The following is a 14,987-nucleotide window of genomic DNA, read 5'->3' on the forward strand; positions in this document are numbered from 1 at the left end:
CATAAATACGCAATGGCGCTATTTTAATGGTTTGCCTTCACGCTTAACAGCATCAATTCGCGTAAAGCGACAGAAAACTTAGCAAATTCATGTGTGGTACTGGTCTTAAACTCTGACATCATATGATACCAGCGTTGTAGCAGCTCTCGATTCGCGTCAATCCATTGCTTCAGGATCACCTCTGCATCAGTCTCATCAGGGGCTTGCGCTAACAATGCCTGAGCAATACTGCGCTGCTGCCAGTCAAGTTCCTCTCGATAAGAAGCACGCGCAAGCGCCTGCCAATGGTTGCTCACACTCTGGTTGTTGATCTGCTCCAAGAACCAGTGTAGTTCAAGCTTGGAACCCAACTGATAATACAGCTTAGCAGCAACGTCGATTGAGCGTTTGTCGGTCAACAGAATTTGCGCTAAATCAAGTGAGCAGAACATGTTACTGAAGCTAGCAACCCGTTTGGCAATGCCTTCTGGCACGCCGTCTTTCACATAACGGTCAATGGTTTTCTGGACAGTTTGATATTCCTCTTTCACCAAGTATTCACTCAGGTTATCGCTCAAATCCGCAAACACACCTTTGTATTGAGCGATGGCTTCTTCAATACCCATCGATTTATTACCATGACGAATATACCAGCGAGAAGCGCGGCGAATAGTGCGGCGCGCCTGCTCGAACATTTCCAGCTGAGTATCTGCTGGGATAGCATTATCCAGATCCTCAATGCTCGACCATAAGTCACCAATACCAAATATCGCTTTGACCACCGAATAGGCCGTGGCGACATCTGCGACGGTTGCGCCGGTCTCTTCCTGCATGCGGAAAACATAATTTAAGCCCATGTCGTTGACAATTTCATTGGTCAACTTAGTGGCTATAATTTCGCCTCGCAGCGGGTGATTCTGCATCTGGCTAGAAAACCTATCACGTAACAACGCGGGAAACGCATTGATCAGCAATTGATTGTAGTAAGGGTTTTGCGTGATATCAGTGATATTGAACTTATGCTTCAACACCATCTTTCCATACGCAATCAATACCGCCAGTTCTGGGCGGGTAAAGCCGCGATCGGATGCAAGTCGATCAGAGACTTCATCGTCGTTAGGAATAAACTCTAACTCTCGATTTAATGACCCTTCGCGCTCTAAACCATGGATGAAGCGAAGCTGCTCTTTGATTAAACTCGCTCCCGCGCGTTCGGTAATGGAGATTGACAGTGTTTGTCGGTAACAATCCTGAATAACGATTTCAGAAACATCATCCGTCATCTCATAGAGCAACGCATTACGCTGCTTCATGGTCAACTCACCTTCACTCACTAGCGCATTGAGTAAGATTTTGATGTTTACCTCATTATCAGAGCAATCGACACCGCCCACATTATCAATAAAGTCGGTATTGACCCGACCACCGTGTGATGCAAATTCGATTCGGCCGAGCTGAGTGAGGCCAAGGTTACCGCCCTCACCGACGATTTTGGCCTGCAAATCCTTACCGTTCACACGGAGCACGTCGTTGGCACGATCACCCACATCAGAATGGCTTTCTTTACTGCCCTTCACATAAGTACCGATACCACCATTCCACAGCAGGTCAACCGGCATTTTTAAAATATTGTGGATCAATTCCGTGGGCGTCATTGCCAGTTGGCGTGTGCCTAGCCACTTCTTCATTTCCGGTGTCAGTTTGATGGACTTTGACGAACGCGTGAAGACGCCGCCACCCTCAGAAATTAATTCTCTGTTGTAGTCGTCCCATGACAGGCTTGGGTTTTCAAACAAGCGTTTTCTTTCTTGATAAGACGATGCCGCATCAGGGTTGGGGTCGAAAAATATATGCAGATGATTAAATGCTGCAACAACGCGGGTGTGTTTCGACAGCAACATGCCGTTGCCAAACACATCTCCTGCCATGTCACCAATACCCACGCACGTAAAGTCGGTTGTTTGGCAGTCGATGCCGATTTCACGGAAATGACGTTTAACCGATTCCCATCCACCCCGCGCGGTGATACCCATCTTCTTATGATCATAGCCAATGCTACCTCCAGACGCGAAAGCGTCGCCCAACCAGAAATTAAACTCGCTGGATATGCTGTTGGCAATGTCTGAAAATGTGGCCGTGCCTTTATCGGCAGCGACAACTAAATAGGGGTCGTCTTCATCCAATCGAAGCACATCTCTTGGTGGAACGATTTTACCTTCCACGATGTTATCGGTGATGTCGAGTAAGCTACGAATGAAGATGCGGTAGCAGGCTTGCCCTTCCTCAAGCATCGCCTGACGCCCCTGATCGATGGGTAACTTTTTACACACAAAGCCACCTTTAGCGCCAACCGGAACGATAACGGTATTCTTAACTTGCTGCGCTTTCACCAACCCGAGTACTTCAGTACGGAAGTCCTCTTGACGATCAGACCAACGCAAACCACCCCGGGCAACCTTACCACCGCGCAGATGAACCCCTTCAATGCGCGGGGAGTATACAAATATTTCAAACTTAGGCAGCGGTAGTGGCATCTCCGGAATTTTTTCCGGCAACATTTTAAATGAGATGTATGACTTAAATTTGCCCGCATCATCTTTTTGATAGAAGTTGGTTCGTAAGGTCGCTCTCATCAAATCCAAATAACGGCGGATAATCCGATCATCGTCAAGATTCGAAACGCTATCCAATTGACTTTCAATACTGGCAACTAAATTTTCGGTTTTCTTCGCTGTACGTTTCGCATTCGGATTAAACCGTTGGTCAAAGAAAGCGACCAACGCCTCGGCAATTTTAGGATAATTGGCCAAGGTGTTGGCAATATAGTCATGACTAAACGAGCCGCCGATCTGCTTCATGTACTTAGCATAAGCACGCAAGATGGTGACACTGCGCCCGGTTAAATTCGCGCCGAGGATCAGTCGGTTAAAACCATCATCTTCCAGATGGTTGTTCCACACTTTTGAAAATGCATCTTGGAATAACTGCTGCGCCTTTTCCATGTCGAAATCGCCGACACGCTTATGCAGCATTTTGAAATCCATGATCCAATTCACGTTACCTTCATCGCAGGTTACCCGATAAGGGCTTTCATCAATTACCCGCAAACCGAAGTTTTCAAGCATGGGCAACACATCAGACAGATGAATAGGTTCAGCTTTGTGAAACAGCTTAAGCTTTACGATCTCACTGCCCGTCGGCTCTTCCTGCGGACGATAGAACAACATGTCGAGCCGATTCTCGTCAGATAAAAGTTCCAGCCGTTCAATGTCTACCAGTGCTGCGCTGGGCAGATTAGATTCTGTATAGCTGCGCGAGAATGCATTGCCGTAGCGCTGCTGTAAATCCTTGCCCGCAGCTTCACCATGCGCTGAAACAATCGCTGATGCTAATCGGTCAGACCAAGTCTTTGTAAGCTCGATAATGTTGTTTTCTATTTCCTTCACATCGTATTCCACATTATTGTCTTTAACGCGTGCAATGTAGTGCGTTCTGGCATACACCGACTCCGAAAAATAAGTCGTAAATTCGACCTCTTCTACACTACCAAAGGCTTGCTTAAGTAATGCTTGAGTTTCTTTGCGCAATTGCGTGTTATATTTTTCACGCGGCACAAATACCATGCACGAAATAAATCGACCAAAAATTTCCTTGCGCATGAACAAACGCGTGATCCCGCGTTCCTGCATCTGAAAAATACCCAATACAATCTGCATTAATTCTGCATCGGTACTTTGTAATATCTCATCGCGTGGGTAGGTCTCGATGATATTAACAAATGCTTTGTAAGCATGCGTGCCGGGCTCTAATCGGGATAATTCACAGACGCGTTCAATTTTTTCGCGCAATACCGGTATCTGCGTGGCGCTGCTGTTGTAAAACGAGGCCGAGTACAGGCCGATAAAACGATGTTCACCGATCACATCGCCTTTTTCGTTAAACTCTTTTACGCCGACATAGTCCATGTGGGCAGGCCGATGCACACGTGAGCGCGTGTTGGTTTTGGTTAAAATAAAAGGATCGGGACCCAGTGCGGCTTTCTGAGCACTGGCAGCCATGCGCGACATTAATCGATCGCGATCGGTTATTGAGTTTTTCATCAACCCGAGACTTGAGTCGTTATCCGGCACCCAGCGATGATCGCCTTTTATGGCTTTGACTTCGTAGTGTCGATAACCCATCAGGGTGAAATTATGATCTGCCAACCAGCGCAAGAATGTTAACGTTTGTTGGCGTCCCATTTTGGCGTCCGGCGCATCAGAATCACTTTCTATCTGTTTGATAACCGCATCAAGGCGACTTCGCATTGGTTGCCAGTCAGTCACAGCCAGCGACACTTCATCAACCACGGAGTGCAACTCTTTGGTGAGGTTTTTCAATGCTGACGGGGAGTTCTGACGATCAACTTCAATTAAAAATACCGTTTGTTTGACAGCGTTTTTATCGGTGGACTTGGGGTTGTCGATAAACTCGATCACCTTTTGCCGCGCATCTCGCTTAAGCGAAACCGGACTGTGCAACAGAAGGTGTGAGGTAATACCCAGTCGATTCAGCGTCATACGCACAGAATCAACCAAAAACGGCATATCTTTAACAATGATCTCAACAATCGTATGGCTACTATGCCAGCCATGTTTGGCAATTTCAGGATTGAATACCCGAATCGCCGGCGTCGATTCGTCGAACACTTCAAATTGATGCCATAAACTCAATGCTGCGCCATACAGGTCACTGTCATTGCGGTTATCTAAATCGTCAGAAGCCATGTTTGCGTACAGTCGTTGGGCAAACTGTTTTACATGCGCTGCAAACGCTTTATCGACGTTTTTGTCAATCATTTTGTAGACGTTTTCTAGGAGTACAGAGTGAGGCTTTGTGGCGAATGTCATTCGTTAACCTTTTTATTAGTCATCGCGTTATGGTGAGATTACGTGAAAATACAATGCTCTATCTGTATATTCTCACTAAAACTCACTACGAATAAAAGCGCTATTTTTACGACTTCTTTACACTTTAGATACTTATTCAGAATACGCAATAAAAAAGGGCACCTTATGCCCTTTTCTATCGGAAATATGCAATCAGCAACTGGTCTATCCATTACCAGTTGCGCAATTTTTAATCCTCGCTACGGTTGTACCACATCAATCTCGCTAATGCAGGCAACACAACGATGGCACCGAGCATGTTAACCAAGAACATAAAGGTTAACAAAATGCCCATGTCCATTTGGAATTTGAGTGCCGAGAACACCCACGTGCTAACACCCACGGCCAATGTAATTCCGGTAAAGAGCACGGCACTGCCCCGTTCTTTCAGTGCGTCGAGATAGGCCGACTCAACAGAAGCGCCCTGTTTAAGCTTCGCGCTCATTGTCGACAAAATATAAATACCGTAATCAACACCGATGCCGACGCCCAGTGCGATGACGGGTAATGTTGATACCGTTAATCCGATTTCAAGCAGCGTCATGAGTGCCTGTGCCAACACAGATACCACATACAACGGGATCACCACTGACAATGTCGATCGTAATGAGCGGAAACTGAGCAAACACAACAAAATGACCGCACCGAACACATAGAGCATCATCGGATCTTGTGCTTCTGACACCGCTTCATTCGTCGCCGCCATTACGCCAACGGGGCCTGAAGCCAGCTTGAATTGCATATCGTCAGTCTCAAATTCGGTACGATAGGCTTTGACAGCATCAACCACTCGCGAAATGGTTTCAGCCTTGTGGTCTTGCATAAACAAAATCACCGGCATCACTGAACAATCGCCATTCAAAAGCCCCGACGATGTCGGCACGCGCGATATTGCCTGTACAAGCGTTTGCTGGTTACGCGGAATAATCTGCCACTTAATATTCCCCTCGTTATAACCCGCGTTCACCACCTTGGATACCGATGCTAATGATACAGTTGACTGTACACCTTTGACATTTTCCATCCGCCATTGAAACTCATCAATGGCGTTCATGACTTCATAAGACGTACACGCTTCGGGTGTGGTCTCAACCAGCACCGACAAGTAGTCAACCGTGATCTCATAACGGTCTGTAATTAAAAACGTATCCTGATTGTATCGGCTATATTCGTGTAGCGCGGGCGCACCTGCGTGCAAATCACCTATCTTCATCTGCTGTGATTGGTAAAGCCCTAATGCGAATAATAACGATGTGATTAACACGATACTAATCGCCGTGCCCTTATTCGAACATTTGGCAATTGCGTTCCAAAATGCATCTGAGCGCTTTTCTTTACCGTCGAACTTAGCGATGTAGCCTTCGTCCAGTTTGGTGTAAGACATCAACACGGGTAGCAGTACGAGGTTGGTGAAAATAATAACCGCTACCCCCATACTCGCCGTAATCGCCAGTTCTCGAATGATGCCGATGTCGATAACCAGCAGCGTCATAAAGCCAACCGTATCGGACAGCAACGCAATACCACCGGGGATCAATAAAACCCGGAAGGCATCTTTGGCTGCCTCGAACACACTCATTCCCTTGACCACATCTTTGCCAACTGCGTTAATCATTTGCACGCCATGGCTGACGCCTATCGCAAAGACCAAAAACGGCACCAAGATTGACATGGGATCAAGACCGAAGCCTAATAAGGTGAGCAGCCCAAGCTGCCACACGACCGCAATGATTGAGCATAGCAGCGGTAAAAAGGTCAGCATCAGTGATTTACAGAAGAAATACACCATCAACGCCGTAATCACGATAGCGATGGCGAAAAACACCAGCACATCTTTCGCGCCATCAGCAACATCGCCAATCATTTTAGCGAAGCCGATGACGTGAATAGAGATTTTGTCGTTCTCAAACTGTCCGCGCAGCTTTTCTTCCAGTTCTGAGGCGATTGCCAGTGTATCCAGCGGTTTACCGGTAGCAGGGTCAAGTTCGAGCAATTGCGCTGTTACCATGGCGCAGGAGTAATCATCAGACACCTGACGGCCCACAATCTTGGCCTTTTCAATATTGGCAGCAACCAACTCCAACGCATCAGGGTTTGATGAATTGAAATCGGCGGGGATCACTGGCCCTCCAGCAAAACCACCTTCTACAATCTCGGTGAAACGCGTCGAAGGCGCAAACAGTGAAATCACTAATGAGCGATCGACACCGTTAATAAAAAATAGCTGATCGTGAACATCTTTGAGTGTGTCGAAAAATGTCTTATTAAAAATATTCCCACTGCTATCGCACACCGATACCAAAACATTGTTCGCGCCACCAAAATCAGTACGGTGCTTCATGTAGGTTTGCATGTACTCATGATTAAGTGGAATGTTCTTTTCAAACCCAGCGTCTAATTTCAACTGCGACGCGCTGTACAGCAGCCCCAACGTGATCGCTGAAAAAATGCCAATGACAATGGCACGGTAATTAAAAATAATACGTTCTAGAAAGTTACTGATAGCGGACATGGCCCTTCCTACTTAACGACTAAGGGCTGCAAACCGTCAGAGGTCACAGCGGTCATTGATGATGCATGATTAATCAGCGTTGCAATGGCACTTTTTGTTTCCAGTTGCGCTCTAACGACACCATTTGTTGTGCACGCGGCATCGGGATTGGCCAATAGCTTAGGTATATCAACCGTCAATACAGCACCGTTGTTTCCGACAATAACCAGGGTATCGTTGTCTGATTTAACAATCGTATTCAGTGTTGAGGTCGTGCAAGAGTTAACACGTTGCCATGTCCCTTCAACTGACTTTAAATAAACCGTGCCACGCAGGCCGGCAGCCATAATAGTATCGTTGGTCACTGGCGTAATATCAAAAAACGAACCGGCGTAGTCCACATCAAAACGCTCCCACGAACGCCCTTTATTATCACTCACTGCCAGCAAGCCCTGTTCACCTGCGATATATAAACGATCATCAAAACGCGTGAGACGATTTAAATGCGGCAGTATGGAAGAAAGTTCCTGTTCGTAAAAATCTTCGTCTTCCAATCTAATTTCGTTAAGATATTCAAGGTCGAGCGGATTCAGCAATGACGCGTGCTTTTCACTCTGCCATGTTTTGCCACCGTCCTCGGTACGATAAAACAGGCCATAAGCACCAGAGGCGACGCCGTGTTTATCGTCAAAAAACAAAATATCTAAGAATGGCCGCTGTAAATCAGGCTCATGCAGTTGCACTTCCCAATTCATACCCAAATCGGCTGAGTGCATGATAGTCGCATCATGACCCGCTACCCAGATATTGTCATCACGTAAATCGACGGCCGTTAATGTAGTAACAATCGGTAGCTGTCGTTGCTGATAAGAACTTCCGCCGTCCGTAGAAACGATGACGTGACCGCGCTCTCCTACCACAACGGTGGCTTTATCGGTGGCGGCATCTAACAGCAGGGATTTTTCAACAAGAGGGGCTTGAAAAGTATTGGCTCCACTGGCAAAGGCCGTCAGCAGCAACAGGGAACCGAGTAGGCGAAATTGTCTTGTCATGCGTGCTCGCTATATAAAAAAACGGTTGGTGCTGCTCTCACAACACCAACCGTTTCATAGTTCAGGTGTCTTATCGCTTGCCAGCGCGACGCAAGGCAGAAGCGGTAAATTCATTATCGTTCGGACGGATCGTAAAGTCATACATTTGCTCTTCATTGTCCAATCCAATCGCTAGATAACGACGTGAATTCAAGTCGTGATATACGTCAAGCGTAGACCAATGTGTAGGAACATCATAGTAATTTACCCCATAGGCCAGTGCAACACGGTAAAGCTCACCACGATTATCATACATATCAGCAACATGGATCTGCCAGCTATCTTCATCGATAAAGAACACTCGCTTCTGATAAACATGGCGGAATTCATCTTTCAATGTCGCTTCAACAACCCATACACGGTGTTTTTCAAAACGTGTTAAATCAGGATTAACGTGGTTAGGCTGTAGGATATCGGCATAACTTACTTTATCACTGTGTAGCTTGTAGTTATTGTACGCGATGTACATTTCCTGTTTACCCTTTAACTCCCAGTTATAACGGTTTGGAGAACCATTAAACATATCGAAGTCATCGGTAGTTCGCAGGCCATCAGCCGCCGTTCCCGGTGTATCATACGCAATGTTTGGCGCTAAACGCACCCGACGTTGACCGGTGTTATACGTCCACGCTTTGCGCGGTTCTTTAATCTGATCCACCGTTTCATGAACTAATAAAGCCGTACCCGCTAAACGAGCTGGCTTGGTAACCTGCTGTTTGAACATAAACAAAATGTTGTCTTCAAGCAGCTTTTCTGGGGTAACACCCGGCGTGGCGTACTTGATCAACAACTCTTCATCAAAGCCGATTACATTGTAATCACCGCTCGCAGTCACCGCAGCCTGACCGCCAAAACGAGCAACTGCTTCACCGCGATAACGCAGTATGTGGTTCCAAATTGCTTCCAATCCATTTTGAGGAATGGGGAACGGGATCCCTATCGCTGCACCTTTTAACCCATTACCGCCGTCTAGGAGCTCAGCACGAGTCGCGTTTGCCTTTGTTTCATCATAAATGATTTGTGGGTTTGATGCACTGCGACGGGTTTGATACACCGGCATACGGTAAGTATCAGGATAAGTCTCAAACAGCTTTTTCTGACCTTCACTGAGAAAGTCTGCATACTCTTTATAATTACTGCCAGTGATCTCGAACAGCACTTTGTCATCAGGAAACGGATCAATATGGAAACCACCGGGCTCAAAACCAGCCGGTGGTGTCGTAATACCACCATTCCACGCTGGAATAGAACCGTCTGCGTTGGCTGCTTTCTCAGCGCCAAGTGGGGTCAATGATGCGCCCAGTTTTGCGGCTTCTTCTGCACTGACTTTTGCAAAAGCGGCTTGGCTTGAGAGTGCCAAGCTAATGGTGGCCGCAATAATACCTAATTTTTTAATCATCATACTTCCCTCTAGATCGCATACTTAATATTAAACGACACGAAGTCACGGTCTGATAACGGGTTCGCTGTGCCAGCGCCGTCCCAGAATGCGTTATACGAGGCTGAAACAGACCAACGGCTCAAATAATCAAATGTGAAGCTTATGTTGGCTGATTTAACATCTTCAGTGAACAGGAACAACGGATTAGGGGTTGTGCCATTCACATCATGTGAAAACGTGACGCGTGTACGTAGATTAATACCTGAAAAAATATTATTGTGGTCAGCCACCGCTAATAATCGATAACCCCACGCACTTGATGTCGCAAATTCGTTAGTTTCTGGCCCATTAGACAATCCGATGTGCAAACCTTCTCGGTTGTTCACCGAACCATCAGGATTAACAATAGGCTCTAAAGACGGTGTTCTAGCCGTTCCCGGTGTTTCTAAGCGAATGACATTGGGATCAGGGAAGTCATTGATATTGACATAGGCGACTTCACCTAATAACACAAAGTTATCACTACCAAACATTGGACCAAACACATGTGACGCTGTCATTTGTGCTTGAACTGTGTCTGAATACAAAACACCATCGATAACGCCGCCCGGTGTCGCAACCCGTCCGGTGTTAGCGTACTGAGAAATCCCTGCCAGATCGGGGCGTAAACCGGCAATAGCTAATTGCTCTGGCATCGCTGCATACAGCAATTCAACATCATCCATCTGTAAGGGTTCATCTTGACGATAAGCCACTTCACCGGCTAATGCGGTAGTACCGACGTTAGTGTTGAAGCTGATACCGTACAGTTTGATGTCTTCAGGGTAAACAAACCTTGCTTCCGCGAAAGTGTTCAGGTCAGTAATGTTGTGTCGCGTAATTTCATTAGACGCCAAAAACGCTAAATCTGCACCGATACCTGCTTGAGTAAAGTCTGAAGCGATACCATTGATCAATGGCCGTTGGCTATGGTAATTCAGATGATAGAAACCAAACTCAGTCGAATTCAATTCCTCGGCAAAATAACCAATTTTAATACCGTATTGACCTTGGTCATCAGCATCATCGTGAGCGGCATCACTAAAACCACGTACACCGACTTTTGTGCTGTGCGCAAGTAGTGCATTACCAATGGCGGCCTGATTGGCACCACCGCGTAGCGCATCACCTAAATCATTCATGGCACCTAGCAAATAGTCTAAGTCAATATCTGGATTGCCTGTGAAACCAAGTTGAATGTTATTGGTCTGGCCGCCCTCGCCTGCGAAATCATTGGTTGCAAAATAGCTACCGGCGACAGGAAGCAGACTTTTTTCCCACTCGTATTGATAGTACGCCGACAGGTTTAAGTTTTCAGACACACCCAGCGACGCAAAAACCATCCCTACCGGTATAAATACTTCTTTCAGTTCGGCACCCGGTGCCCGAGCGCGTGTAACATCAACGGGATTGGTGCTGTTGATACCATGCTGAATGAAGGTGCTTTCCCCCCAACTCACCACCTGGTCACCAATTCGTACCGTTAACGGCATGTCGCCTACCCATATATCCGCATAAGCGAACGCGTCAAGCAGTCGAATGTCAGAACACAATTCGTTGCGAGCTTCAGGGTCATCACATAGGTCAACTTCTTTGCCCGTAATCGGATTTGACCAAGGACGACTGCCATTGAGCATTTCAAAGTCATAGAAGTACAGGCCACGCGCGAAGAAACCGTAATCGCCATAGGTGATATCAAGCTCATGCAAGCCAGAAATCTGCGTGGAAAATGAATCGCCCTGGTCAAACGAAAGATTGCCCAGATCACCATTTGTACTGTAAGAACCTACCCCATTCGCCAATGCCCACACGTCTTGAGACGGGTAAATCACATTCGTCGCAGCGTTATAGCCGGTCCAATCAAATACAGGTAGGTTACTGTTACCGATTAAGCCAAGGTCGCGCTTTTCGGTACGGATACTGGTCGCAAGCGTAAAGTTTGAATCTAAATTAATAGACACATCACCAAAGTCCCAACTGGCGCCATGAGCTATCGACGAACCTGCAATGAGGGTCGCGATACCTATCGCTAGTGGTGTTTTTTTGAATGCACTAGGCCTGTTTGTCATCGTTTTTATTCTCCTGAGCCATTGCCGATACGTTAATGGCATTAAGACCATATGTAGACTAGTTAACAAAATGATTACATCATTTTTGCTCAACCGCAAGGACAAATCGTACCAGTTGAAGCCTATTTATCGCTGCATGCGACTGTTGGTTCAATTAATGTACAGCGCAACATGCAATCAATCGATTTTTTGCAAACTGACTAATTTGTTTTTTTCGTCGGTCACTAACAGAAATCGCCCATGGATCCCTTTAGGTCCGACGAACGGGCGCAGGTTCTTGCTAGGCAGTTGTACACGCTTTCCATCAACGGTGGGCACGACCACCGTCGCGTAACCTTGCCTGTACAACTGCTCGCAGCGAGCATAATTGACACTTATATTGAGGATAAATGTTTGATGGCTCATGCTACCTGTCACGCGCTTAAACTTTTACTCACTTTTTCAAACAAATCGCTGCTGATGTTGGCATTGTCTAGCAGACGCACTAAGTGCAACTTCATCATTTCCTGCCTCTGCGGATCAAATTTCTTCCACGCTAATAGTGGTGTGACTAGGCGAGCAGCAACTTGAGGATTGACCGAGTCGATTTGGCTTAACTGCTCACTCAAAAAGCGATAACCGGAACCGTCAGCGGCATGCAGCCTGGCTGTGTTGTAAAATGCAAACGAGCCTATGATGGCGCGCAGGCGATTTGGATTACGCACGCTAAACTGTTGATGCTCCATCAGCAGGTGTACCCGCGATAAAATATCGTCTCGCTCAGACGTTGCGTGTAGTGCAAACCATTTGTCCAGCACTAAGGGGTCGTGTTGCCATTGCTGTTCAAACTCAGTCATCAGTCGATCAAAGGCCGATAAATCAGCAATTTGAGCAGCGCGCAATGCAGATAGTTTTTCTGTCATGTTGTCGGCGTTGTTGAACAATGCGCTGATCGTGTCAATAACGCTCTCATCGCGAGTGTGCGCGAGCATTTGCAGTACAGCGTGTAAACATCGCCGCCGCATAATCTCCTGTTGCTCGTAGCAGTAGTTCCGCTGTGGCATCAATGTCTCTAACATGCGTGACAACGCATGTTGACAATGATGCGCAATGCCTGCTTGCACATGTTTGTGCGCGGCAACGAGTGTGTCGATGTTAAAGGTGTCACGGCTTGCTACCACAGATTCAAGGCTGGGTAATGTCATGACTTCAGCAATAAGCTCAACATCATCGTCAGATCGCGCTAGAAACTGCAGAAATACGTCATACACATCGTTCAAAGACGAAGATGGATTGGCTTCAATGCGCTCGACAGCTTTAAGGAACAGCGTCTGCGCTGCGTCCCATCGGTCTAACGGATTGTCGGCATGGTTTAGTATCAAACCCAATGCGTGTGGCGAATGTTCTGATTTGACCTTAACAGGGGCAGCAAAACCACTGTTTAAAATGATGGTAGGCTTGATTTGTTGACTATCACAGGCAATCGCAGCGCTTCGCTGATCCATCACTTTCTGCTGAGTCGTTGACGTGACACCATTTGAACTTTCATCAATGACGGTATAAACCAGAGGGAATGTCAGTGGATATTTGACCGACTGATCCGCTGTCTCCGGTGTATCCTGTTCAACAAGCAGCTCATTATTATCTGACCAGCTCATCGACAGTTGCGGCGTGCCCGATTGGCTGTACCAGCGTTTAAATAGGGATAAATCGTGTTGATTGGCATCCTGCATCGCATCCACAAAATCGTCGCATGTAACGGCTTGCCCGTCAAAGCGCTCAAAATACAGGGCCATCCCACGCTTGAATCCGTCACTGCCTAACAAGGTCCACAACATTCTGATAACTTCAGCACCCTTGTCGTAGACCGTTACCGTATAGAAATTATTCATCTCTATCACTTCGTCTGGGCGGATCGGGTGACTCATCGGCCCGGCATCTTCAGCAAACTGGTGCTCACGCATCACCCGTACTTGCTTAATTCGCGTTGCCAGTGGCGAGTGATAGGTTTCACTGAAGAGTTGATCGCGGAAAACGGTCAAACCTTCCTTTAGTGACAACTGAAACCAATCACGGCATGTCACTCTATTGCCGGTCCAGTTATGAAAATATTCGTGCGCGATTACCGACTCAATATTGAAAAAGTCCTCATCCGTTGCGGTGGCGTTGTCAGCTAACACGTATTTGCTATTAAACACGTTCAGCCCTTTGTTTTCCATCGCGCCCATGTTGAAGAAATCAACCGCGACAATCATGTAGACATCTAAATCATATTCAAGGTTGAACGTTTCTTCATCCCAATGCATGGCACGTTTTAATGATGCTAATGCATGATGACCTCGATCTTTTTTGCCTTTATCGACATACAATTCAAGCTGAACTAAGCGGCCACTGCGCGTAGTATAAGTATCGTTCAAAACATCGAAGTCTCCCGCTACGAGGGCGAATAAATAGCAGGGCTTTGGAAATGGATCTGCCCACACTGCTTTGTGCAAACCATTTTCAAGTGATTCCTTGTGCTGCATATTACCGTTAGACAATAGTGCGGGATACGCTGTCTCGTTTGCACTTATTGACACAGTAAAAACAGACAATACATCAGGGCGATCCAGGCAATAAGTGATGCGACGAAACCCTTCAGCTTCACACTGAGTGCAAAACGCGCCACCTGATACGTACAAGCCTTCAAGCGACGTATTCCTTGCAGGATTAATTGTGGTAACGATGCAAATTTCACACTCCGATGGCACATCGTGCAGCGTCAGGCTGTTGTCATCCTGAACAAAATCCTCAACCTGCCTGCCATCAATTTCAACACGGTGAAGTTGTAGTTGTTCGCCATCCAGGCGCAAAGTGCTTTGCGGTGTTGCCTGAGGATTCTGTTTAACCCTCATCACGGAGGTCACCGTTGTCGCTTCAGGTTCAAGCTCAAACGCCAATCGAATGGTAGGAATCAAATGTGATGGAGGTTGATAGTCAAGCCTACGTTTCGCTGCTTTAATTGCCATAAATACTGTTCAATGCTCCCGT

At 46.7% G+C, this 14,987-nt stretch carries 7 protein-coding genes; all 7 read right to left on the minus strand.

Annotated elements, in window-relative coordinates; translation table 11 throughout:
* Positions 1-23: 23 nt before the first annotated feature.
* The gene (locus KIU71_RS11875; RefSeq protein WP_214131506.1) at positions 24-4,868 is read right to left on the minus strand and encodes an NAD-glutamate dehydrogenase; all 4,845 of its coding nucleotides are present in this window, start codon (positions 4,866-4,868) and stop codon (positions 24-26) included.
* A 229-nt stretch (positions 4,869-5,097) separates the two neighbouring features.
* The gene (locus tag KIU71_RS11880) at positions 5,098-7,419 is read right to left on the minus strand and encodes an efflux RND transporter permease subunit (RefSeq protein ID WP_214131507.1); all 2,322 of its coding nucleotides are present in this window, start codon (positions 7,417-7,419) and stop codon (positions 5,098-5,100) included.
* 8 nt (positions 7,420-7,427) lie between these two features.
* The gene (locus KIU71_RS11885; RefSeq protein WP_214131508.1) at positions 7,428-8,450 is read right to left on the minus strand and encodes a WD40/YVTN/BNR-like repeat-containing protein; all 1,023 of its coding nucleotides are present in this window, start codon (positions 8,448-8,450) and stop codon (positions 7,428-7,430) included.
* 70 nt (positions 8,451-8,520) lie between these two features.
* The gene (locus tag KIU71_RS11890; protein WP_214131702.1) at positions 8,521-9,888 is read right to left on the minus strand and encodes a DUF1329 domain-containing protein; all 1,368 of its coding nucleotides are present in this window, start codon (positions 9,886-9,888) and stop codon (positions 8,521-8,523) included.
* Between the two features lie 11 nt (positions 9,889-9,899).
* A complete protein-coding gene (locus tag KIU71_RS11895) occupies positions 9,900-11,978 on the minus strand; it encodes a DUF1302 domain-containing protein (protein WP_214131509.1) in 2,079 nt (692 codons plus the stop codon).
* A 177-nt stretch (positions 11,979-12,155) separates the two neighbouring features.
* A complete protein-coding gene (locus KIU71_RS11900; protein WP_214131510.1) occupies positions 12,156-12,383 on the minus strand; it encodes a DUF2835 family protein in 228 nt (75 codons plus the stop codon).
* Between the two features lie 8 nt (positions 12,384-12,391).
* On the minus strand, positions 12,392-14,965 hold the full coding sequence (pepN, locus tag KIU71_RS11905) for an aminopeptidase N (RefSeq protein WP_214131511.1): 2,574 nt from the start codon (positions 14,963-14,965) through the stop codon (positions 12,392-12,394).
* Positions 14,966-14,987: the final 22 nt, after the last annotated feature.

This window comes from Alteromonas oceanisediminis (assembly GCF_018474025.1).
GTDB classification, from domain to species: domain Bacteria; phylum Pseudomonadota; class Gammaproteobacteria; order Enterobacterales; family Alteromonadaceae; genus Alteromonas_E; species Alteromonas_E oceanisediminis.